General features: G+C 61.6%; 16 protein-coding genes. 8 read left to right on the forward strand and 8 right to left on the reverse strand.

All coding sequences use genetic code 11. The annotated features are described in order from the left end of the window. Nucleotides 1–187 precede the first annotated feature (187 nt). Together AC0Z4S_RS03530 and AC0Z4S_RS03535 are read left to right on the forward strand one after the other, a co-directional pair. Nucleotides 188–1,429, forward strand: coding sequence for an MFS transporter (locus tag AC0Z4S_RS03530; protein WP_485622050.1), 1,242 nt, complete (start codon nucleotides 188–190; stop codon nucleotides 1,427–1,429). Nucleotides 1,430–1,584: 155 nt separating this feature from the next. After that, nucleotides 1,585–2,361: an alpha/beta fold hydrolase gene (locus AC0Z4S_RS03535; protein WP_042609995.1), complete on the forward strand. Its 777-nt coding sequence runs from the start codon at nucleotides 1,585–1,587 to the stop codon at nucleotides 2,359–2,361. Nucleotides 2,362–2,376: 15 nt separating this feature from the next. Here AC0Z4S_RS03535 and AC0Z4S_RS03540 read toward each other — a convergent pair whose 3' ends face one another. Next, nucleotides 2,377–3,297 (reverse strand): LysR family transcriptional regulator, encoded by a 921-nt coding sequence (locus AC0Z4S_RS03540; RefSeq protein WP_485622051.1) that lies wholly within the window; start codon nucleotides 3,295–3,297, stop codon nucleotides 2,377–2,379. 368 nt (nucleotides 3,298–3,665) lie between these two features. After that, nucleotides 3,666–4,295, reverse strand: coding sequence for a glutathione S-transferase family protein (locus tag AC0Z4S_RS03545; protein ID WP_485622052.1), 630 nt, complete (start codon nucleotides 4,293–4,295; stop codon nucleotides 3,666–3,668). A gap of 284 nt (nucleotides 4,296–4,579) precedes the next feature. Between AC0Z4S_RS03545 and AC0Z4S_RS03550 the strand changes: the two genes are divergently transcribed. Together AC0Z4S_RS03550 and AC0Z4S_RS03555 are read left to right on the forward strand one after the other, a co-directional pair. Further along, nucleotides 4,580–6,631: a 2Fe-2S iron-sulfur cluster-binding protein gene (locus tag AC0Z4S_RS03550; RefSeq protein WP_485622053.1), complete on the forward strand. Its 2,052-nt coding sequence runs from the start codon at nucleotides 4,580–4,582 to the stop codon at nucleotides 6,629–6,631. 18 nt (nucleotides 6,632–6,649) lie between these two features. Further along, on the forward strand, nucleotides 6,650–6,862 hold the full coding sequence (locus AC0Z4S_RS03555; RefSeq protein WP_485622054.1) for a hypothetical protein: 213 nt from the start codon (nucleotides 6,650–6,652) through the stop codon (nucleotides 6,860–6,862). Here AC0Z4S_RS03555 and gabP read toward each other — a convergent pair. Together gabP and AC0Z4S_RS03565 are read right to left on the reverse strand one after the other, a co-directional pair. Then, nucleotides 6,859–8,265, reverse strand: a complete 1,407-nt coding sequence (gene gabP, locus AC0Z4S_RS03560; protein ID WP_065617368.1) for a GABA permease — start codon at nucleotides 8,263–8,265, stop codon at nucleotides 6,859–6,861. The two genes, AC0Z4S_RS03555 and gabP, sit on opposite strands and share 4 nt — an antisense overlap. 235 nt (nucleotides 8,266–8,500) lie before the next feature. Further along, nucleotides 8,501–10,627: a TonB-dependent siderophore receptor gene (locus AC0Z4S_RS03565; RefSeq protein ID WP_485622055.1), complete on the reverse strand. Its 2,127-nt coding sequence runs from the start codon at nucleotides 10,625–10,627 to the stop codon at nucleotides 8,501–8,503. A gap of 266 nt (nucleotides 10,628–10,893) precedes the next feature. Here AC0Z4S_RS03565 and paoC point away from each other — a divergent pair, with 266 nt between their 5' ends. Next, on the forward strand, nucleotides 10,894–13,104 hold the full coding sequence (gene paoC, locus AC0Z4S_RS03570) for an aldehyde oxidoreductase molybdenum-binding subunit PaoC (RefSeq protein WP_485622056.1): 2,211 nt from the start codon (nucleotides 10,894–10,896) through the stop codon (nucleotides 13,102–13,104). 26 nt (nucleotides 13,105–13,130) lie between these two features. Then, nucleotides 13,131–13,463 carry a hypothetical protein gene (locus tag AC0Z4S_RS03575; RefSeq protein WP_485622057.1) on the forward strand — a complete coding sequence of 111 codons (333 nt, stop codon included), beginning with the start codon at nucleotides 13,131–13,133 and terminating at the stop codon, nucleotides 13,461–13,463. Nucleotides 13,464–14,072: 609 nt separating this feature from the next. On the opposite strand, the gene AC0Z4S_RS03580 is transcribed toward AC0Z4S_RS03575, so the two are convergent. Beyond that, entirely contained in the window at nucleotides 14,073–14,657 is a 585-nt protein-coding gene (locus tag AC0Z4S_RS03580; RefSeq protein WP_073476244.1) for a TetR/AcrR family transcriptional regulator, read from the reverse strand. A 212-nt stretch (nucleotides 14,658–14,869) separates the two neighbouring features. On the opposite strand from AC0Z4S_RS03580, the gene AC0Z4S_RS03585 reads away from it, so the two are divergent. Further along, a complete protein-coding gene (locus tag AC0Z4S_RS03585; protein WP_485622058.1) occupies nucleotides 14,870–15,547 on the forward strand; it encodes a type 1 glutamine amidotransferase domain-containing protein in 678 nt (225 codons plus the stop codon). 101 nt (nucleotides 15,548–15,648) lie between these two features. Then, a complete protein-coding gene (locus tag AC0Z4S_RS03590; RefSeq protein ID WP_485622059.1) occupies nucleotides 15,649–16,770 on the forward strand; it encodes an alkene reductase in 1,122 nt (373 codons plus the stop codon). 334 nt (nucleotides 16,771–17,104) lie between these two features. Here AC0Z4S_RS03590 and AC0Z4S_RS03595 read toward each other — a convergent pair whose 3' ends face one another. The 3 genes from AC0Z4S_RS03595 to AC0Z4S_RS03605 all read right to left on the reverse strand — a co-directional run bounded on the left by AC0Z4S_RS03595 (nucleotide 17,105) and on the right by AC0Z4S_RS03605 (nucleotide 21,348). Continuing rightward, nucleotides 17,105–18,598 (reverse strand): sensor domain-containing diguanylate cyclase, encoded by a 1,494-nt coding sequence (locus AC0Z4S_RS03595; protein ID WP_485622060.1) that lies wholly within the window; start codon nucleotides 18,596–18,598, stop codon nucleotides 17,105–17,107. Between the two features lie 130 nt (nucleotides 18,599–18,728). After that, complete coding sequence (locus tag AC0Z4S_RS03600) at nucleotides 18,729–19,643, reverse strand: LysR family transcriptional regulator (RefSeq protein ID WP_485622061.1); 915 nt, start codon at nucleotides 19,641–19,643, stop codon at nucleotides 18,729–18,731. Nucleotides 19,644–20,145: 502 nt separating this feature from the next. Continuing rightward, nucleotides 20,146–21,348 (reverse strand): MFS transporter, encoded by a 1,203-nt coding sequence (locus AC0Z4S_RS03605; RefSeq protein ID WP_485622062.1) that lies wholly within the window; start codon nucleotides 21,346–21,348, stop codon nucleotides 20,146–20,148. Between the last annotated feature and the right edge of the window lie 76 nt (nucleotides 21,349–21,424).

The following is a 21,424-nucleotide window of genomic DNA, read 5'->3' on the forward strand; positions in this document are numbered from 1 at the left end:
TGGGCATTGGCGTTTCCGGCTAAACAACACATCTCTAAATATCGGCTGAGTACTCATACGATGACGGATCACATAACAAGATCGCAGATTGGGCCTTGCTCTCTGCAACTTATCTTTCACCACTTCGGTCATTAGGATTGCCGTGGTCGAGTCAGCCACGCAGACCTGACACTCAAGAGACTGCCCCGTGATCAATCATCTCGATCGCCGCAACAACCGCTCGCTGGACAGTCTGAATTTCTTCCTCGCCGATGTCCGCGATGGTCTCGGGCCGTACCTTGCCATTTACTTGCTCGCGGTACACCACTGGGATCCGGCCAGCATCGGTGTGGTCATGACCCTCGCGGGGATTGCCGCGCTGGTCACGCAAACACCCGCCGGAGCACTGGTTGACAGCAGTCGGGCGAAACGTGCGCTGATCATCATCGCCGCGCTGCTGGTTACCGCGAGTTGTCTGGTCCTGCCGTTCATTTCTTCATTCTCTCTGGTGGCGTTGACCCAAGCCTTGAGCGCGGCGGCAGCGTCGATTTTTGCCCCGGCGATTTCCGCGATCACCCTAGGCATTACCGGCCCCCGGGCATTTACCCGTCGTACTGGCCGCAACGAGACGTTCAACCATGCCGGCAACGCGTGTGCGGCGTTGTTGGCCGGTTTATTCGCTTACCTGTTCGGTCCGGTGGCGGTGTTTTATCTGATGGCGGTCATGGCGCTGGCCAGCGTGATTGCCGTGCTGTTCGTCTCGGCCGAGGCGATTGATCATGATGTGGCGCGGGGTCTGCAGCCCGGCGATCAGAGCCATCAGCCGTCCGGGTTCAAGGTGCTGCTGAGCAATCGGCCGCTGCTGATGTTTGCCCTGTGCTGCGCGCTGTTCCACCTGGCCAACGCGGCGATGCTACCGCTGGTGAGCCAGAAACTCGCGCAAGCCAACTTGCACATGGCCACGCCGCTGACGTCGGCATGCATCGTCGCCGCGCAACTGGTCATGGTGCCGATGGCGCTGCTGGCCGGTGCGAAAGCCGATGTCTGGGGGCGCAAACCGTTGTTGCTGGCGGGTTTTCTGATCCTGCCGCTGCGCGGATTGCTCTACACCTTCTCGGATGATCCCTACTGGCTGGTCGCCGTGCAGTTGCTCGACGGTGTTGGCGCCGGGCTTTTCGGGGCGCTGTTCCCGGTGATGGTCAAGGATCTCACCCTCGGCTCCGGGCATTTCAATGTCAGCCTCGGCGCACTGACCACCGCGTTTGGTCTGGGTGCGGCGCTGAGCAATGGGCTGGCCGGTTTTGTCGTTGAGGCCGCCGGTTACAGCGCAGCATTTCTGACCCTCGCCGGAATTGCAGGGGCAGCGTTTCTGCTGCTGTTGATCGGCGTTCCGGAAACGCTGCAGCGGACTGAGAAATTCGAGCCCGCTACAGTCACGGGCCAAAGCTGAGCAATCCGCGACGTTTGTATCAGCATGTAGCTTTTGCCAACACAGATACACACGCATGCGAAGTCCGGCCATGCGCACACATATCTGACACATTTAGCGCGCTAAATACCCCTGTCGCTTCCATTCCTACCTCAATCAATCGACAGGACATCACCATGAACAAAGTCTTCGCTACCCTCGCCCTTACCGCCGCCATGTTCGGCGCCACCGCTGCGTTCGCCGCGCCGGTCAAACCTACCGTGGTGCTGGTGCACGGTGCCTTCGCCGATTCGAGCAGCTGGAACGGCGTGGTCAAGATTCTCGAGAAGGATGGTTACCCGGTGATCGCCGCCGCCAACCCGCTGCGCTCGGTCAAGGGTGACGCGCAATCAGTAGCGGATGTGCTGGCCAGCGTGAAAACCCCGGTGGTGCTGGTCGGCCACTCCTACGGTGGCCCGGTAATCAGCGAAGCCGCTTATGGCAATGCCAATGTCAAAGCGCTGGTGTACGTCGCTGCGTTCGCGCCGGAAAAGGGTGAAACCGCTGCCGAGTTGTCCGGGCGTTTCCCCGGCAGCACCCTCGGCCCGACCCTGTCGGCCCCGGTTGCACTGGCCGACGGCGGCAAGGATTTGTACATCCAGCAGGACAAATTCCACGATCAGTTCGCTGCCGACGTTTCCCAGGCAGATGCGAAGTTGATGGCCGCCACACAGCGCCCGGTGACCGTCGCCGCGCTCAACGAAGCCGCCACCGAGCCTGCGTGGAAAACCGTGCCGTCGTACTTCGTCTACGGTGACCAGGACAAGAACATCCCGGCGCAAGCCCTGGCGTTCATGGCCGAGCGCGCGCACGCCAAGCAGACCGTCGTGGTCAAAGGCGCGTCGCACGTGGTGATGGTGTCCAACCCGAAAGCCGTCGCCAGCCTGATCGAAACGGCTGCTACGGCGAAGTGATCGATCCCTGAAGCGTCAGCCGTGAACCCTGTTCACGGCTTTCAGCGCCGGGTGATGCTGAAGGCGTTCGCTGAGAAAATCGACAAACGTGCGCACCTTCGCCGGTACGCGCGGATGTTTCAGATAAACCAGTTGCACCGGTAACGCCGGCGGCTCAAAGGCCTGCAACACCAATTCCAGTTCACCGGCCGCAACCTGGCTGGCGACTTGATAAGACAGCACCCGGGTAATGCCCCAGCCGGAACTGGCGATGTTGATCGCCGCCTGATTCGCGGTGACCACCAGACGCGGTTCGAAGCGAAAACTCAACGGGCCATCGGCATGGGCGAATTGCCAATCGCTGAGCAAATGACTGGCTGACGACATGACGATATTGGCGCGGCTCAACTCGTTCGGATGTTGCGGCCGACCATAACGGGCGAAGTAATCGGGCGTGCCGCAGATGACCTGGCGGACCTCGCCGACCTTGATCGCATGCTGATTGTTTTCGTGCAGATGACCGATGCGCACGGCGACATCGATGCCCTCCTCGGCCATGTTCACCACGCGATCAACCAGCAAAGCCTTCAGATGTACGGAAGGAAACGCATCGACGTATTGCGCCAGCAGCGGCGCGATGAACAACTCGCCAAACAACACCGACGCGGTCACGCTCAAATGCCCGCACGGCACTCGATAACTGCCGGCGGCCGCCTCTTCGGCTTCGTCGATATCGCAAAGAATCCGTCGGCAATCGTCCAGATAACGATGCCCGGCTTCGGTCAGGTGCAGGCTGCGCGTGGTCCGCGACAACAGGCGCGTGCCGATGCGTTGTTCCAGCGCGGCAATCGCACGTGTGACGCTAGGTGGCGAGGTGTTCAAACGCCGGGCCGCAGCCGCAAAGCCACCCTCCTCGGCCACGGCCAGGAACATGCGCATTTCCTGAAAACGATCCATAGGCGAAAACCCGTGAAAGACCTCGAAAACACAGTTAAATCATGTGGGAGCGAGCTTGCTCGCGAAAGCGGTGTGTCATTCAACTCTGATGTTGACTGACAGAAAGCCTTCGCGAGCAGGCTCGCTCCCACAAGGGTTGGTGTACAAAGTCAAATTTGGGCAATGCTTCAACTCCCGCCAGTACGCCCGGACATTCGGATATTCCTTCAGCGAGACATTGTCTTCCAATACGTGGATGGCACAGCTGACGCAAAACCTGTGGGAGCGAGCCTGCTCGCGAAGGCGTCCGCTCAGTCAACCTCAATGCTGAATGACACACCGCTTTCGCGAGCAGGCTCGCTCCCACAGGGGTTTGGCGTGTGCTGATATCAAGCGCTTTGCAGGCCCACCGCTGTGCGCTGCATGCCGACGAATTTCGGCAGCGCCTCAACCCGCTCAAGCCACGCCCGAACATTCGGGTACTCTTGGAGCGAGACATTGCCTTCCGGTGCGTGGGCGACGTAAGTGTAGGCAGCGACATCGGCGACGGTTGCCTTGTCCCCGGCGAGGAATGCGCTGTTGGCCAACTCGTCTTCCATCACCTGCAACAAAGCATGGGAACGTTTGATCGCATCAGCCGCGTCGTAACCGGCACCGAACACAGTGATCAAGCGCGCCGTGGCCGGGCCGGAGCTGATCTGGCCGGCAGCCACCGATAACCAGCGCTGCACTTTGGCTTGCTCGACCGGATCGCTCGGCAGCCATTGGCCGTTGCCATATTTGCCGGCGAGATACACAAGAATGCCGTTGGAATCAGCGAGCACCGTGCCGTTGTCGTCAATCACCGGCACTTGGCCGAAACGGTTGAGGGCAAGGAATTCAGGCGTTTTGTGTGCGCCCTTCATCAAGTCGACGAACACCAGTTCGGTCGGAACGTCCAGCAGGGACAGCATCAACTCGACGCGATGCGAGTGGCCGGACAACGGATGGCGGTACAGTTTGACGGCTGACTGAGACATGACGTGCTCCTGAATTATTCGAGGTCGACCCGCTGATCGTGTCGATGGGCTCATCCTGCTCCCCTGCCGTAAATCGCGGAATCCTCACTCAATACAATCGAGCATTTCAGCCAGTGAAATAATCCCCCACGTCCTTAGACGCACGTAGGGATCATTTCACCGAGTGAAACAGTGGATTGCAGTTTCTGACCATTCCCTCGCAACCGGCCGAGAGCGAACATGAGCCCACTTGAGCTTCAGCCCCTGGCGGCTCACCGGCCCGTTTGCACCCGAGGAGAATCGAAATGGACACAGCGTCGAAACCGCAGCCCTCGCCCTGGCATGAAGGTGAGCTGACCCTGCAACGTGCCGTCGGCGCGGTGGAAATGATGGTCGGCGTTGGCCAGCGGCAACTGGCCCGCGACTGGATGCCGGACCAGCACCGCGAGTTCTATGCGCAACTGCCCTTCGTCGTGCTCGGCGCCGTCGACAGCCAGGGCGATCCATGGGCAACGCTGCGCACCGGTCAACCGGGGTTCATGGATTCGCCGTCACCACAGGTCCTGAAAATCAAACTCGACGCCCAGTCCAACGACCCGGCCAATCAGGGTCTGCAGCCCGGCGATGCGATCGGCATGCTCGGCATCGAACTGCACACCCGCCGGCGCAATCGCATGAACGGCAACATCAGTCGCCGCGATGACAACAGTCTCGAGATCGGCGTGACCCAGGCTTACGGCAATTGCCCGCGCTACATCAATCTGCGCCATTACGCCTTCGTCGACGAAACCACCGACACCGCGCTCGACTTGCCGGTCAGCGAACCCTTGGTGCGCGACATGATCACCGCCGCCGATTCGTTCTACGTCGCCACTTACGTGGTGCGCGACGGTGAGCGTCAGGTCGATGTGTCCCATCGCGGCGGCAAATCCGGTTTCGTGCGTATGGACGAGGACGGCACCCTGACCATCCCGGATTTCTCCGGCAATCTGTTCTTCAACACCCTCGGCAATATCCTGCTCAATCCGCGTGCCGGACTGACCTTCATCGATTTTGAAAGCGGCGATCTGTTGCAGATGACCGGCAGTGCCGAAGTGCTGCTCGACGATCCGCAGATCGCCGCGTTTCAGGGTGCCGAGCGTCTGTGGCGTTTCAAGCCGCAGCGCATCGTTTACCGTCAGGCCGCGTTGCCGCTGCGCTGGGCCGAACAACCGGAAGGCGATTCGCCCAATTCGCAGATGACCGGCAGCTGGGAGCAGACCCGTGAACGGTTGCAGGCCGAGGCGCTGCGCAATCAATGGCGTGCGCTGCACGTCACGCGGGTGGTCGATGAGAGTCCGCAGATCCGCTCCTTTTACCTGCAAGCCAACGACGGCTTCGGCCTGCCGCGCTTCGAACCAGGCCAGCACTTGCCGATCAAGGTCTTGCTCGACGGCCAGGACGCCGCGTCGATCCGTACTTACAGCGTGTCCAGCGCGCCGTCGGACGAATTCTTGCGCATCAGCGTCAAACGCGATGGCTCGGTCTCCTCGCATCTGCATGACCGAGTTCAAGCACTGGATTTGATCGAAGCCCGCGCGCCGCAAGGCGACTTCACCGTCGACGCCACCGAACGCCGCCCGCTGGTGCTGCTCGCCGCTGGGGTCGGGGTGACGCCATTGCTGTCGATGCTGCGCGAAGTGGTCTATCAGGGCAAACGCATCAGTCGCATGCGCCCGACCTGGGTGGTGCAAAGCAGTCGCACCGTCGAGGATCTGGCCTTTCGCGAAGAAATCGATGCCTTGGCTGCGCGCGCCGGTGACAAGGTCAAAGTGCTGCGGGTGGTCAGCCAGCCACCGCTGGAGGCAACAGCGCAGGGTTACGACCATGCCGGGCGCATCGACATCGCCTTGCTGAAAAGCCTGCTGCCGCTGGATGACTACGATTTCTACCTGTGCGGCCCGGGCAGCTTCACCCAGGCGCTGTACGACGGCCTGCGCAAGATGCGCATCCCCGACGATCGCATCCACGCCGAAACCTTCGGCCCGTCGACGCTGATCCGCGATGTCGAAATCAGCACCCCGGCGCCGCCGCAAGTGCCGGTCGCTGAAGAGCCGGTCAAGGTGTTGTTCGCGACGTCCGGCAAGGAAGCACGCTGGGAACCGGGCAGCGGCACCCTGCTGGAACTGGCCGAGGCGCGTGGTCTGAATCCGGAATTCAGCTGCCGCGGCGGCTCGTGCGGCACTTGCAAAACCCGCCTGAGCAGCGGCCAGGTGCATTACCTCACCACGCCGGCCATGCGCCTGGCGGACGACGAAGTGCTGATCTGCTGCGCCGCCCCGGCGCAGGGCAGCGTCACCCTGGTGCTGGACGTTTGAATCAAGAGGAAGTGCGCCATGAACCCGTTTGCCGAAACCAACGTCGTTTGGCCGCAAGAGAAAACCGGACTGTCAGCCAGCGAATGCGAACGCAGCTTCTTGCTGCCGCAATTGATGGGCTCGCTCGCCGGAGAAACCTGCGCGATGACTGGCTCATTCAATCAACGTGAACATCTGCCTTCGAGCCCGAACGGCTGGTTTTCCCGTGGGCTCAAGGCGCTGTTTGCTTAGGCTTTGCTCGCAGCCGCCACTCTGCCCGCCGGCCGATGCTGGCGGCTGGTGGCCAATCCGATGAACGAGATCAGCAGCGCCAGGCCAATCGTCGAGCTCACTTCCATGCGATGTTCAGGGGTGATCATCATCACTGCCAAAGCCGCGCAGATAAAGGCGATGACCAGCCAGGTAAGCCACGGAAACAGCCACATGCGCAAGGTCATTTCGACCTTCTCCCGTTCCAGTCGGCGGCGCATGCGCAACTGCGAAATGGCGATCACCAGATACACCAGCAAGGCAATCGCGCCGGAGCTGGCGAGCAGGAACTGGAACAACCCGGCCGGCATGAAGTAGCTGAGCAACGTCACCCCCGCGCCAATTACCGTACTGGCAATGACCGCCGCACGTGGCACGCCGGCGGCCGAAGTCACTTTCAACGCTGGCGGTGCATCGCCACGTCGACCCAGCGAATAGAGCATGCGCGAGGAAATGTAGATCGACGAGTTCATGCAACTGGCCACCGCGATCAGCACGACCACGTCGACGAGGAATTTGGCGTTGGGGATGTTCATCAGTTCCAGTGCGCGCTGGTAGGAACCGACCGAGGCGAGCTGCGGGTCATTCCACGGCACCACGGAAATCACCACGAAGATCGACAGCAGATAGAAAATGCCGATACGCCAGATCACCGAGCGTGTGGCCTTGGCGATGTTCTGCGCCGGGTTGTTCGATTCCGCAGCGGCGATGGTCACCGCTTCGGTGCCAATGAAACTGAACATGATGGTGATGAAGGCGCCAACCACTGCCGACATGCCGTTCGGCGCGAAGCCGCCGTGCTCGGCCATCAGCGTGCTCAGGCCACTGGCTTCGCGCTCGGGAATCCAGCCCATCAGTACCGCAAAGCCCAGGCCGATGAAACCGATGATCGCGATGACCTTGGCCATGGCGAACCAGAATTCGAACTCGCCGTATTTCGACACGCTGAACAGGTTGGTGATCACCAGCAGCACGATCGACAACAAGGCGAACAACCACGCGTCGACCTGGGGAAACCATTGGTTGAGCACGTGCCCGGCGGCCAGCGCTTCGATGGGAATCACCAGCACCCAGAACCACCAGTAGAGCCAGCCGATGGTGAAGCCGGCCCAGCGGCCGATGGCTTGATCGGCGTAGGTGGAAAACGAGCCGGTGTCGGGATGCGCCACGGCCATTTCGCCGAGCATGCGCATCACCAGCACGACCAATAGACCGGAGAACAGATAAGCGAGCAGCACCGCTGGACCCGCGGCGGCGATGGCGTGGCCTGAGCCAACGAAAAGTCCTGCGCCGATGATGCCGGCAATCGAAAGCATGGTGACGTGACGCGGTTTGAAACCTTGCGCCAACTGACCGTTGGAGTCCTTGGGGTTCAGGCTGTTCATGGGTTCTTATTGTTCTCATGATCGACGTTTGGGCCACTGACTGAGCGTCAGGCGATCATCATTTCCTGTGCCGACTTCAGGCGAAAGCTGCGACGCAGACGCTTTGCCGACGAAACGATGCTTCACCTTACGTGGCCCGACCGCCGCACAACTAGCCTGAGTGCGGCATGCCGATGCCTGATCTCGACATGCCACTCTCAGGCCACCATGGCGCGACGACAACCGCTGCGGCGATTTACAGCGTGTAGGAAATCCCTACCTGCACGGTTCGCGGCGCGCCCGGGTAGGCGTAAACGTTGCCGAAGGCGCCTTCTTCGTAGTCGCGATCGAAGATGTTTTTCACATCGAGATTGAGCCGCACCTTGTCGTTGACCTTGTAGAAGCTCAGCAGGTCGACCACGGTGTAACTGCCCATGGAAAACGCGGTGTTGGCGGTCTGCCCGGCGCGCTCATCGACGTATTTCAGGCCGGTACCGAGGCCAAGGCCTTTGAGCGTGCCGTCCTGGAATTCGTACATGTTGAGCAGGCTGAAGCTGTTCTTCGGGATGTTCAGCAGTCGGGTGCCGGAGCGCAGCGTGTTGTCCTTGGTCACCTCGGCGTCGACGTAGGCGTAACCGCCGACCACTCGCCACTCAGGGGTGAGGTTGCCGGTAACGTTGACGTCGAAACCACGGCTGCGCACTTCACCGGCGGCGACGCTGAAGGTGGAATCCACCGGATCGGTGGTCAGGACGTTGCGTTTCTCGATCTGATAGATCGCCGCGTCGACGCTCAACTGCTGATCCAGCGCTTCCCATTTCACGCCCATCTCATAGGACTTGCCCTTCTCCGGGGCGAAGCCGCCGCCTTCGCGACTGGCGCCGGTGTTGGGCTTGAACGAGCGCGCGGTGTTGGCGTACACCGCCAGGGTTTCGCTCAGGTCGTAGGTGACGCCGATGCGCGGGGTGACGGCGTTGTCGCTGGCCTGCCAGCTCTTGCCGCCCGGCACGTAGGTTTCGTAATCGTGCTCGAAGCGCTCGAAACGCGCGCCGGCCAGCACTTTCAGTTTGTCGGTCAGCGCCACCTGATCCTGCACGAACGCGGCGTAGGTCTTGAGGTTTTCTTTGTCGTGGGTCGGTGTGCGGGTCAGCGCCGGGCGTGGCTGGCCGTAAACCGGATTGAAGATGTCGATCGGGTAGGCACTGACGGCGCCGCTGGAGCGCTGGATGATCGACTTGTAGTCGTAATCTTCGTACTCGATGCCAGTGAGCAAAGTGTGCTGCAGGCCGCCGGTGTCGAAATGCCCGGTGAGGTTGAGCTGGGTGTCCTTGTCGGTCCACTCCAGCTTGCGGTAGTTGAAGTTGCGTCCCAGCGTACGGCCGTCAGCGGCAATGCCGTTGGCTTCGATCGCGTCGCCCTTGAGCGAGCCGTCGAGCCACTGGAAGCCGCCGCCAAGAGTCCAGTCGTCGTTGAGCATGTGCTCGAAACGCAGCTGCGCCATGTTGTTGTCATTGTGCAGTTTGCCGACGTCTTTCTCGCCGAAGAAGGTATCGCGCGAGGCGGTGCCGATCTGCCGGGGATAACGCGTCACGCCACGATCGAGCGGCGCGTTGTTACGCATGAAGTCGCCTTCGAAGATCAGCTTGGTCGCGTCGGTCGCCTGCCAGCTCAGTACTGGCGTGATGCCGTAGCGCTCGGTCTCGACATGATCGCGGAAGGTGTCGCCGCCCTCGCCCACCACATTCAAACGATAGGCCAGGCGGCCTTCTTCATCGAGCGGCCCGGAAGCATCGAGGGTGCCGCGCTTCATGCCCTGGTCATTCAACTGGCTACCGAGGGTGACCGTGCGCTCGGGCAACGGCTGTTTCGACACCACGTTGAAGGTACCGCCGGGATCGCCACGGCCATACAGCATGGTCGCCGGACCGCGCAGCACTTCCAGACGCTCGATGGTGTTGGCATCGGGCATGTTCGGGTAGCCACGATTGATCGGGAAACCGTTGCGGTAGAACTCGCCGGTAGTGAAGCCGCGCACGGTGAACGTGGTCAGGCCCTGGCCACCGAAATTGTTCGCCCGCCCAACGCCACCGGCGTAATCCAGGGCGTCCTGCAAACGGGTGGCGCCGAGGTCTTCGACGGCATCCTTGGTCACCACGCTGATGGACTGCGGGGTTTCATGGATCGAGGTGTCGGTGCGCGTGGCGCTGGCCGAACGGGTCGCGCGGTAGCCTTGCACCGGGCCGTCTGCCCTTTCGTAGTCCGCTGTGCCGACCACGTCGGTGGCTTCCAGCTCTAGCGTTGATGAAGTCGGTTCGGCTGGCTCAGCCCACGAGGAAGAAGACAACGCCTGCAGCACACAGATGGAAAGCAGAGTTCGACGCATGAGGTGAAAACCTTTACGAATAGGCCAGAACGAAGGGCAAAACCGCCAGTGAAAACGCGGCGCATGGTATACCGGCGCATTGGTAATTGAAACTTATTCTTATTTGTCATATTGGTCAGGATTGGTGAGCAGGATTCATCACTTCATCCTGAAACCGCGCATTATCAGTTGCGCGTCGATGGCCTAGGCTCGTTGAGATCCGACGTCAACCGATGGCTGCGCGGCGCTAAGTGTTCGCCGCCAGCCCGACTGAAAGGAATCCGCCTATGAAATTCGACACTCCGGCCGACATCAATCCCATCGACCAGTTGAAGGTAATCGGCCAACCTGCCGACCGAATCGACGGCAAGCTGAAAACCACCGGCACTGCCACTTACGCCTACGAACAGCACGCAGCGGCACCCGATGCCGCTTACGGCTATATCGTCGGCGCCGGGATCGGCAAGGGGCGCATCGCCTCGATTGATTCAGCCCGAGCGAGCGAGGCGTCCGGGGTGGTCGCCATCGTCACTTATGAAAATGCCGGGCCGTTGGCCAAGGGCGAGTTTTACGTGGCCCGAGCGTTGGCCGGGCCGCAGGTCGATCACTATCACCAGGCCGTGGCAATTGTCGTCGCGAACACCTTTGAGGAGGCACGCGCTGCGGCTGGGCTGCTCGATATTCGCTACGTGGCCGAACCGGGTTCGTTCAATCTGGCGGCGGCGAAAGACTCAGCGCCCCCAGCGCCGCCGGCCGGTTTCGGCCCGCCGCCGCAGACCAGCGTCGGTGACTTCGAAGGCGCATTCGAGGCTGCGCCGTTGCAGATCGATCAGCACTACAGCACGCCCGATCAGGCCCACGCGATGATGGAACCGCACGCGACCATCGCTCGCTGGAACGGCAAGCAGCTGACCTTGTGGACATCGATTCAACAAATCAACTGGGGCGTGCGCGATCTGGCGAAAACCCTCGGGATCGCCAAGGAAGATGTGCGCCTGATCTCGCCGTATATCGGCGGCGGTTTCGGCGGTAAAGGCACGATTCTCTGCGACGCGGTACTGGCGTCGCTGGCGGCCCGACATGCCGGTCGCGCGGTGAAGGTTGCATTGCCGCGTCCGCTGATGTTCAACAACCTGACTCACCGCCCGGCGACGATTCAGCGCATACGCATCGGTGCCAATCGCGACGGCCTGATCACGGCGATCGGCCACGAGAGCTGGTCGGGCAATCTGCGCGGCGGACGCGCCGAAGCGGCTACCGCATCAACCCGATTGCTTTACGCCGGGGCCAATCGCATGACTCGTTTGAACCTGGCCGTGCTCGATCTCGCCGAGGGTTCGGCGATGCGTGCGCCGGGCGAGGCACCGGGGATGATGGCGCTGGAAATCGCCATGGATGAACTGGCAGAAAAGCTGCAGATGGATCCGCTGCAACTGCGCGTTCTCAACGACACGCAGGTCGATCCGGAGCAACCCTCGCGGCCGTTTTCCAAACGGCAACTCGTGGAGTGTCTGAAAACTGGCGCCGAGCGCTTTGGCTGGAGTCAGCGCAACCCTCAACCCGGTCAGCGACGCGAGGGCGGTTGGCTGATCGGCATCGGGCTGGCCTCGGCAATTCGCGGCGCACCGACCACCGCATCGGCGGCGCGCGTGCGTCTTGATCGCCAGGGCATCATTACCGTAGAAACCGACATGACCGACATCGGCACCGGCAGTTACACCATCATCGCCCAGACCGCCGCGGAAATGATGGGCGTGCCGCTGGAGCGTGTCGTGGTGCATCTGGGCGATTCGCGGTTTCCGGAATCGTCAGGCTCCGGCGGCCAGTGGGGCGCGGCCTCCTCCACTGCCGGCGTGTATGCCGCGTGCCTGAAATTGCGCGAGGCCGCTGCCCGCGCCGTCGGGATCGATCCTCTGCAAGCGGAGTTTGTGGAGGGGCAGATTCGCGCAGGCTCGCAGCAGGTTGCCTTGGCTCAGGCTGCAGCCAATGGCGAGCTGACGGGCGAGGACCGCATGGAATACGGCGACCTCGCTCAGCGCTTCGCCCAGCAGACCTTCGGCGCGCATTTCGCCGAGGTCGCGGTCAATGCAGCGACTGGCGAAATTCGCCTGCGTCGGCAGTTGGCCGTGTGTGCCGCCGGGCGCATCCTCAACCCGAAAACCGCGCGCAGCCAGATCATCGGCGGCATGACCATGGGCGCAGGCGCGGCATTGATGGAAGAGCTGGCGGTGGATCATCGTATGGGCTTTTTCGTCAATCACGATCTGGCCGGCTATGAGGTGCCGGTGCACGCCGACATTCCCCACCAGGAGGTGATTTTTCTCGATGAAGTCGATCCGTATGCCACCCCGTTGAAAGCCAAAGGCGTCGGCGAACTGGGTATCAGCGGCGCGGCGGCGGCTATCGCCAACGCGATCTATAACGCTTGCGGCGTACGGGTGCGCGATTATCCGATTACGCTGGATAAACTCATCGGCGAGTTGTCTTACCCGGTCTGAGAACGGATCACCCGAGGCCATCGCCTATGCACCCCACCACCCCCGACGGTCGCTATTTTGTGGTCAAGCAGCAGCTCTGGCGCTGCAGCAATCCATCGCTACCAGCCGCCGAGCGTGAGGCGCTGGTCGCAGATCTCATGGCGGCACGGCGTGCGGTCAAAGAGGCGAAGCGTGCGGACGATGCACAAGCGTTGAAGTCAGCAAGATCGCGCGTAAACGAGGCGAAAGTCGCCCTGGGTGAGCGCGGCCCGGTGTGGTGGGATGACGGCAGCCCGGATTACAACTGTTTCAAAGTGACCAATACACCGTATGCGCAGTGGTATGAACAACTGCCTGACAAGGACAGCAGACCTGCGTGAGTGTTGAATGGCCTGCAGATCCCCAACTCAACAAGCAACGCAGGTCCCCTGTGGGAGCGAGCCTGCTCGCGAATGCGTTGGATCAGGCGATGAAGATGTTGAATGTGCCGCCCTCTTCGCGAGCAAGCTCGCTCCCACAGGGATTGGGTTTGAATGAAGATCGATGGTTCAGCGCATAACAGTGCAGGAGTGAGCCTGCTCGCGATTGCGGTGGGTCAGTTGAATAATTCGCTGACCTGATACGACGCCATCGCGAGCAGGCTCACTCCTACATTGGGTTTTGTGTGTAGCCGGGTTTTGCACATACCGCGAAAACTGTGGGAGTGAGCTTGCTCGCGAATGCGGTGGGTCAGGCAATGAAGATGTTGAATGTGCCGCCCCCTTCGCGAGCAAGCTCGCTCCCACAGGGATTGGGAATTGGATGAAGATCGATGGTTCAGCACATAACAGTGTGGGAGCGAGCTTGCTCGCGAATGCATTGGGTCAGGCGATGAAGATTTTGAATGTGCCGCCCTCTTCGCGAGCAAGCTCGCTCCCACAGGGATTGGGGATTGAATGCAGATCGATGGTTCAGCACAAAACAGTGTAGGAGTGAGCTTGCGGTGAGGCTCAGACTCGCAGCAACTGCCGGGTCATCGCCATTGAGGTCTCCAGCGATTGCCCGGTGCGCTGCAATTTGTTCAGCAAACTGGCGCCGAGCCAGAGCTGATACAGCGTCTCTGCCAACTTCCGCGCATCGCCCTCGGGCAGGCTTTTGTCGGTCTGGCCCTGTTCGATGCATTCGGTGATGCGCGCGACGATGCGTTCGGCGCCGTCGCGCAAGGTCAGGCGCATCGATTCGGAGAGGTCGGCGACTTCGGCGCTGAGTTTCACCACCAGGCATTCATCGCCATGGCCTTCCAGGGTGCAGCGGTTCTGCCAGCCCTGCCAGTAATCCATCAGCCGCTCGAAGGCAGTCAGCCCCGGCAACGTCAGGCGGCGTTCCATGTCGGCGAGGTAGTCGACGAAGTAATCCTCGAGCAGCGCCTGGCCGTACAACTCCTTGGATTTGAAGTAGTGATAGAACGAGCCCTTGGGCACGCCGGCGGTCTGCAGGATCTCGTTGAGGCCGACGCTGGTAAAGCCCTTCTCGGCCATCATGCGGTGGCCGGTGTCGAGCAAGTGTTGGCGGGTGTCGTCAAAGGTCGGCTTCATGGTGCGCAAAATTCCAGACAATAGACCAGTCGTATACTTTTCAGGACCGCGAGTTTGCCATATCCACCGGGCAAAAACATTTTCTGAAAAAATTACTAGACGACTGGTCTAATTGGAAACTATGCTGCGCCCCGACACGACAAATTCATGCGGCACCGACATCAGCGAATCCCTCGCCTTCTGCCGATGCCAGACCAACCCAAGGGTGCTCTATGAAAATCTTGATGGTTCTGACTTCACACGATCAACTCGGCAACACCGGCAAGAAAACCGGCTTCTGGCTGGAAGAGTTCGCCGCGCCCTACTACGCCTTCAAGGATGCCGGCGCCGACGTCACCCTGGTATCCCCGGCCGGCGGCCAGCCGCCGCTCGATCCGAAAAGCGACGAGCCCGGCGCACAGACTGCGGAGACCGATCGCTTCCGCGCCGATCCCGCCGCGCAAAAAGCATTGGCCAGCACTGGCCGTCTGGCTGATGTGAAGGCCGAAGATTTCGACGCAGTGTTCTACCCAGGCGGCCACGGCCCACTGTGGGATCTGGCTGAAGACAAGGCTTCGATCGCGCTGATCGAAGCCTTCGACCGCGCCAACAAGCCCCACGGTTTTGTCTGCCACGCACCAGGCGTGTTGCTGCATGTCGTGCGCGCTGATGGCCAGCCGATCGTCAAGGATCGCGACGTCACCGGTTTCACCAACGCCGAAGAAGCGGCGGTCGGCCTGACTGAAGTGGTGCCGTTCCTCATCGAAGACGAATTCCAGCGTCTTGGCGGGCGCTATTCGAAAGTCGCCGACTGGCAGGTGCATGTGGTGGCTGACGGGCAACTGGTCACCGGCCAGAATCCGGCCAGCTCCGCCGCGGTTGCTGCAAAGCTGTTGCAACTGCTCGGCTGAATCCTCGTTCCAACCCGATCAACGCCGCGTGCGTATAGCCCGGCGTTGTTTTTTTGCCCAGCGACTAGTCGACTGGTCTAATCAGATTCAAGGTTTACTCCATGAACAACGTTTTTTTCACGCCCACTAAACTGGGCCGCCACACCCTGAAAAACCGCATCGTCCTGCCACCCCTCACCCGCCAGCGCAGCACGCAGCCGGGCAATGTCGCCAACGAGCTGATGGCCGAGTATTACCAACAGCGCGCCGGTGCCGGTTTGCTGGTTACCGAAGGCACGCAGATCGAACCGCGCGGCCAGGGTTATGCGTGGACGCCGGGCATCCACACGCCGGAGCAGATCGCCGGTTGGCGCAAAGTCACCGAGGCGGTGCATGCGGTGGATGGCGTGATCTTCGCCCAGCTCTGGCACGTAGGTCGCGTATCCCACAAGGCGTTGCAGCCCAATGGCGACGCGCCCGTGTCGGCCTCTGCTGTCGCCACGGACCGCGTCAGCGTGTTCATCGAAATCGCGCCCGGTGCTGGTGAACTGGTGCCGCCGTCCGCCCCTCGCGCGCTGGGCACGGATGAGGTGCAGGAGTTGATTCAGCTGTATATCCAGGCCGCGCGCAACGCGATGGAAGCCGGTTTCGATGGCATCGAACTGCACTGCGCCAACGGTTATCTGGTCAACCAGTTCATCTCCGCCCACAGCAACCTGCGCACCGATCAGTACGGTGGCTCGCTGGACAATCGCTTGCGCTTTTTGCGTGAAGTGGTGGCTGGCGTCGCGGAATGCATCGGCAAGGACAAGGTCGGTGTGCGCTTTGCGCCGCTGTTCAGCACCACCGATGAAGCGCGGACCTATCTGGGGCTGGTCGAGGAAGATCCGCACACCACCTACATCGCCGCAATCAAGATTCTCGAAGACGTGGGCATCGCCTATCTGTCGATCGCCGAAGCCGACTGGGACAACGCGCCCGCGATGCCGCAGACCTTTCGCCAGGCCGTGCGCGACACCTTCAGCGGCGCGATCATCTACGCCGGGCGCTACACCGCCGAAACCGGGGCGCAATTGCTTGAGTCAGGGCTGGCTGATCTCGTCGCATTTGGCCGGCCATTCATGGCCAACCCGGATCTGCCGGCGCGGATTGCCCATGGCTGGCCATTGAATCAATTGAATCCAGCGACGGTGTATGGCGGTGGTGCCGAGGGCTACGTCGACTACCCGACGTACCCCGCCTAAGCACCCAACACAAATCCCCTGTAGGAGTGAGCCTGCTCGCGATTGCGGTGGCTCAGTCACTACATATGCAAGCCGACCCACCGCCTTCGTGAGCAAGCTCACTCCCACAGGATCCGCGCTGATCACTAATCCGCTTACCAACACAACTCTCTTGTGGGAGCGAGCTTGCTCGCGAAGACGGCGGCACATCCCGCATCTTCATCGCCTGACCCAATGCATTCGCGAGCAGGCTCGCTCCCACAGGGTTTTCGCGGCGGGTGCAAAGCCCTTGCAACACACAAAACCCAATAGGGTTTCGGCTCACGGCGAAGCTTTCTGGTGCGCCACGGGCGTGTCAGGCCATACCGTTGCGCCCCGCCGCTTTCGCGCGATAAAGCGCCTGATCGGCGGTCTCGATCAACTCCGGCATTGAGTCCAACTGCGCGCCCGCACCCACTGCCATACCGATACTCACCGTGACCCGACCGAACGGGCTGGCCGGATGGGCGACGTTCGCCTGCTGCAAGCGCTCGAGCACCAGTTGCGCCACCACCGTGGCACCGGCGCCGTCGGTGGCCGGCATGATCACCGCCATTTCCTCACCACCGTAGCGCGCGACCAGATCCGAGGGGCGTCGCACGCAGCTTTCGAGCACCTTGCTGACCGCTTGCAGGCAGGCATCGCCAGCGACGTGGCCCAAGGTATCGTTGAACAATTTGAAGTGGTCGATATCGATCATCAGCAAGGCCAGCGAGGTTCCGTCACGCTGCGCCCGCCGCGCTTCCACCGCCAGTGTTTCATCGAAGCAGCGGCGGTTGGCCAGGCCGGTCAGCGCATCCTTCAGCGCCAGCAATTCCAGCTGTCGATTGGACGCGAGCAACTGCTGCTGGGCATCGCGCAAGGCTTCTTCAGCTTCGGTGCGGCGGCGAATGTCGAGGATCAGGAACCAACCAATCAACCCGGTCAGCCCCAGCAGCCCAACGACTACCACCGCCGACAACGCCGCTTCGATACGCCACGCCGCCAGCGCTTCGTCCTTGCCCAGGGCAACGGTGGTAATCAGCGGCAGACTTTCGCTTTTGCGGAACGCGTACAGCCGCTCGACGCCGTCGAGGCTGGAGGTGTACGACGCCGTGCCAACCGAGCGGTCGACGAGGTATTTGGCGTAGATTGGCGATGACGAGAAATTGCGGCCCATGTCCTGCTCGCGGAACGGGTAGCGCACCAACAGCGTGCCGTCGGTGTACGACAGGCCGATCGCGCCGTCCTGGCCAACGTCGAGTTTGCCAAATACACGAAGGAAGTTTTCCACCCCCAGCGTCACCGCCACTACACCGGCGAACTGTCCATCGTCGTCATTGAAGCGGCGGCTGATGGTCACCACCCATTCGTGATTGGAACGGCTCTGGATCGGCGGGCCAATGAACGGCTCGCGGCTCGGACTGTCACGGTGATGAATGAAATAGGCGCGGTCGCTGCTGTTGGCACCCTCGGGAATCGGCCGGTTGGAGGACATCAGCCAGTAACCGTGGCGGTCATAGACGGTGATGCCGCTGAGCTGTGGCATCAGCGGCTGCTGAAGGTCGATCAGGGTCTTGATGCGCTGGATCTGCGTCGGCCCGCTGCCCTCGGTTTCGAGGCGTTCGACCAGCCCGAGCAAGAGCAGCGAGCTTTGCCGGACGATGCCTTCGGTGTAGGTGTTGAGCGCCTGGGTCAGGTTCAGGCCATGCACGTCAACCTCGGCCAGCGCGCGTTCACGCGAAGACCATACTTTCCAGATCGTCAGCGAAGTCAGGGAACAGCCAATCACCAGCAGCAGGAGCATTACAAGGCGAGTATCACGCTTCACGTCTGTACCTTAAGGAAGTCCGGGATCCATTCCAGCCATCATTCGAACGTCGGCACTCACGGCGGCCACGTGTTCCGGGGCGCAAGCATACAAGCAGTGTGCAGCGGCTGCAGCAACAGAGTGTGCAGCGCTAGGGGGCGGGTGCAGCGGGTTTGAGAATTTCCACGAGAAAATCGATGAACACGTTGATCCGGCTCGATCCGCGGTGATTGGGCAAGTACAGCGCGTTGATGCAGCTGCTGGCGCTGCCGGGGTTGACCTCGTAGTGCTCAAGCAAGCGCGTCAGGCGCCCGGCGGCGACATCGTCGCGCACCAGCCAGTCGGCCAGCAGCGTCACCCCGCCACCGCCGATCGCGGCTTCACGGAGGATGTCGGCGTTGTTGCTTTGCAGGCGGCCCTGGACGTTGAGCTGGATCGGCTCTTCGTCGCCCTGAAAGGTCCAGTGATGATGGCTGCCGCCGTAATCGAAACGCAGGCATTGGTGCTCGAGCAGATCCCGCGGATGCTCCAGCACGCCGCTGCGCGCCAGGTAATCCGGGCTGGCGACGACCCAGCGCTGGAAATGCCCGACGCGTTTGCTGACGATGTCTTCGCTGACCACCGTCGAGCCGAGCCGCACTGAAACGTCGATCTGCTCGCTGAGCAAATCGCTGACCTGATCGCTCAGCGAGAGGCTGATCTCAAGCCCCGGATGGCGTTCGAGCAAGCGGCTCAGGTGCGGCGCGATCAGTCGGCGGCCAAATTCCACCGGCACGCTGATGCGCAACCGGCCCTGAGCCTCGCTGCCACGATCGGCGACCACCGCATCGGCTTCGTCGATGGCATCGAGAATCGCCACGGCCTTCTCGAAATAGGTCTGCCCGGCAACGGTCACGCTGGTGTTGCGTGTGGTGCGATTGAGCAGGCTGGCGCCCAACTCGTTTTCCAGCCCCGCCACTTGCCGTGTCACCGAAGACGTCGAAATCCCGAGTTTGCGCGCCGCCGAGGAATAGCCCCCGCAACGCACGGTTTCAACAAACATCTTCAAGGCCAGCAACTTTTCCATAAGCGGGGTCCGGTGGTGAGGGAACGCCGCTGATTGTGCATCAGCGCTCGCCGGACGTCTTGTACCGTCGTGCTTGAAGGTGCTTTCTGCAGAACGCATGTTCATCGGTTCCTGAAAAATCCGGAAATCACCCCGCCCCCTGTAGGAGTGAGCCTGCTCGCGATGGCGGTCTCTCAGTGCCATATGTATTGACTGACACTCCGCTATCGCGAGCAGGCTCACTCCTACAATGGTTTGGTGGCGGGTCAGGGATCAGGCGGTGTACCGAAAACCCTGTGGGAGCGAGCCTGCTCGCGAAGGCGTCGGGTCAGGTTATTGATGGGCAGGCTGACCCACCGCTTTCGTGAGCAAGCTCACTCCCACAGGGTCCACGTTCTGATCACTCATCCCGTTACCGACACAATTCCCTTGTAGGAGTGAGCCTGCTCGCGAAAGCGGTGGGTCAGCCAGGAATTGGTTAACTGACACTCTGCCATCGCGAGCAGGCTCACTCCTACAGGATTCAGGTGCGGTCAGCCTTGCGCCCCAGGAACAACGCCAGCGCCAGTGCCGGCAGCACCGCCACGGCGACGGCCGAGAGGTTCCAGCCGAAGTGTTCGTACAGCGGGCTGGCGACCAGTGAGCCGAGAGCGCCGCCGACGAAAATGCTGGTCATGTACACCGCATTCAGGCGGGCGCGGCTGTGCGGGTCGAGGGCGTAGACCTCGCGCTGGCCGAGCACCATGTTCAGTTGTACGGCAAAGTCCAGCAGTACCGCACACACCACCAGCCACACATAACCACTGCCCGGCAGCGCGGCGATCAACAGCAACAGCGGCGCCAGCAGCAACGCCACCAGGGTACCGCGACGACCATGCCCGGCATCGGCCAGACGCCCGGCAATCGGCGCGGCGATGGCACCCACTGCACCAACCAACGCAAAGATCGCCACCTGTGCCTGGCTGAAACCGTGATGACGCATCAGCTCAATCGGCGCGAGGGTCCAGAACAGGCTGAAACTGGCGAACAGCAAGCCTTGATACAGCGAACGCTGACGCAACACCGGAAAGCGCCGAGCCAGGGCAAACACCGAACCAATCAACGCGACGTAAGTGGCTTTGTGCGTCGGCACCCGACGCGGCAATGCCACGGCGGTAATCAAGGCGATCACCGCCATCAGTGCCGCCGCGCTGTAAAACACCCCGCGCCAGCCGAACACTTCAACCAACAGGCTCGACAGTGGCCGCGACAGCAAAATCCCCAGCAGCAAGCCGCTCATGATATTGCCGACCACGCGGCCACGACTGGCTTCCGGGGCCAGATGCGCGGCCAGCGGCACGAGGATCTGCACGGCGACTGAGGTCAGGCCGATCAGCAAGGACAAGATCAGAAACAGCGACGGCGAATGGGTCAGGCCAGCGCACAGCAGCGTCACGCTGGCAGCGAGAGTGAAGCCGACCACCAGACGGCGGTTCTCCATCAAATCCGCCAGCGGCACCAGCAGCAACAAACCCAGCGCATAACCGAACTGGGTCAGCGAGACGATCAGGCTGGCATTGGCGCTGGACAGGCCGATCTGCGGCGCGATCAGTTCGACGATGGGCTGCGCGTAATACAGGTTGGCGACGACCGCGCCGCAGCAGAAGGCCAGAAACGCGACCATCAGGCCGGAGAGTGAAGCAGGCTGTTCGGCCGGGGCCGCAACGGCAGGGTTGCCCGTAAGCATGGTGACACCTCGTTGAGTTCGGGAAAGTTGTGCCAAGGCTACGGTCACCCGGCGGCGGCGAGAATCCGTCGCAGGG

It is taken from the genome of Pseudomonas sp. 1L-B-1-E-C1 (assembly GCF_057291835.1).

Excerpts from the sequence above, each read along its gene's own strand:
- AC0Z4S_RS03535 (WP_042609995.1), top strand. The coding sequence starts at position 1,585 with ATGAACAAAGTCTTCGCTACCCTCGCCCTTACCGCCGCCATGTTCGGC.
- AC0Z4S_RS03540 (WP_485622051.1), bottom strand. The coding sequence starts at position 3,297 with ATGGATCGTTTTCAGGAAATGCGCATGTTCCTGGCCGTGGCCGAGGAG.
- AC0Z4S_RS03545 (WP_485622052.1), bottom strand. The coding sequence starts at position 4,295 with ATGTCTCAGTCAGCCGTCAAACTGTACCGCCATCCGTTGTCCGGCCAC.
- AC0Z4S_RS03550 (WP_485622053.1), top strand. The coding sequence starts at position 4,580 with ATGGACACAGCGTCGAAACCGCAGCCCTCGCCCTGGCATGAAGGTGAG.
- AC0Z4S_RS03555 (WP_485622054.1), top strand. The coding sequence starts at position 6,650 with ATGAACCCGTTTGCCGAAACCAACGTCGTTTGGCCGCAAGAGAAAACC.
- gabP (WP_065617368.1), bottom strand. The coding sequence starts at position 8,265 with ATGAACAGCCTGAACCCCAAGGACTCCAACGGTCAGTTGGCGCAAGGT.
- AC0Z4S_RS03565 (WP_485622055.1), bottom strand. The coding sequence starts at position 10,627 with ATGCGTCGAACTCTGCTTTCCATCTGTGTGCTGCAGGCGTTGTCTTCT.
- paoC (WP_485622056.1), top strand. The coding sequence starts at position 10,894 with ATGAAATTCGACACTCCGGCCGACATCAATCCCATCGACCAGTTGAAG.
- AC0Z4S_RS03575 (WP_485622057.1), top strand. The coding sequence starts at position 13,131 with ATGCACCCCACCACCCCCGACGGTCGCTATTTTGTGGTCAAGCAGCAG.
- AC0Z4S_RS03580 (WP_073476244.1), bottom strand. The coding sequence starts at position 14,657 with ATGAAGCCGACCTTTGACGACACCCGCCAACACTTGCTCGACACCGGC.
- AC0Z4S_RS03585 (WP_485622058.1), top strand. The coding sequence starts at position 14,870 with ATGAAAATCTTGATGGTTCTGACTTCACACGATCAACTCGGCAACACC.
- AC0Z4S_RS03590 (WP_485622059.1), top strand. The coding sequence starts at position 15,649 with ATGAACAACGTTTTTTTCACGCCCACTAAACTGGGCCGCCACACCCTG.
- AC0Z4S_RS03600 (WP_485622061.1), bottom strand. The coding sequence starts at position 19,643 with ATGGAAAAGTTGCTGGCCTTGAAGATGTTTGTTGAAACCGTGCGTTGC.
- AC0Z4S_RS03605 (WP_485622062.1), bottom strand. The coding sequence starts at position 21,348 with ATGCTTACGGGCAACCCTGCCGTTGCGGCCCCGGCCGAACAGCCTGCT.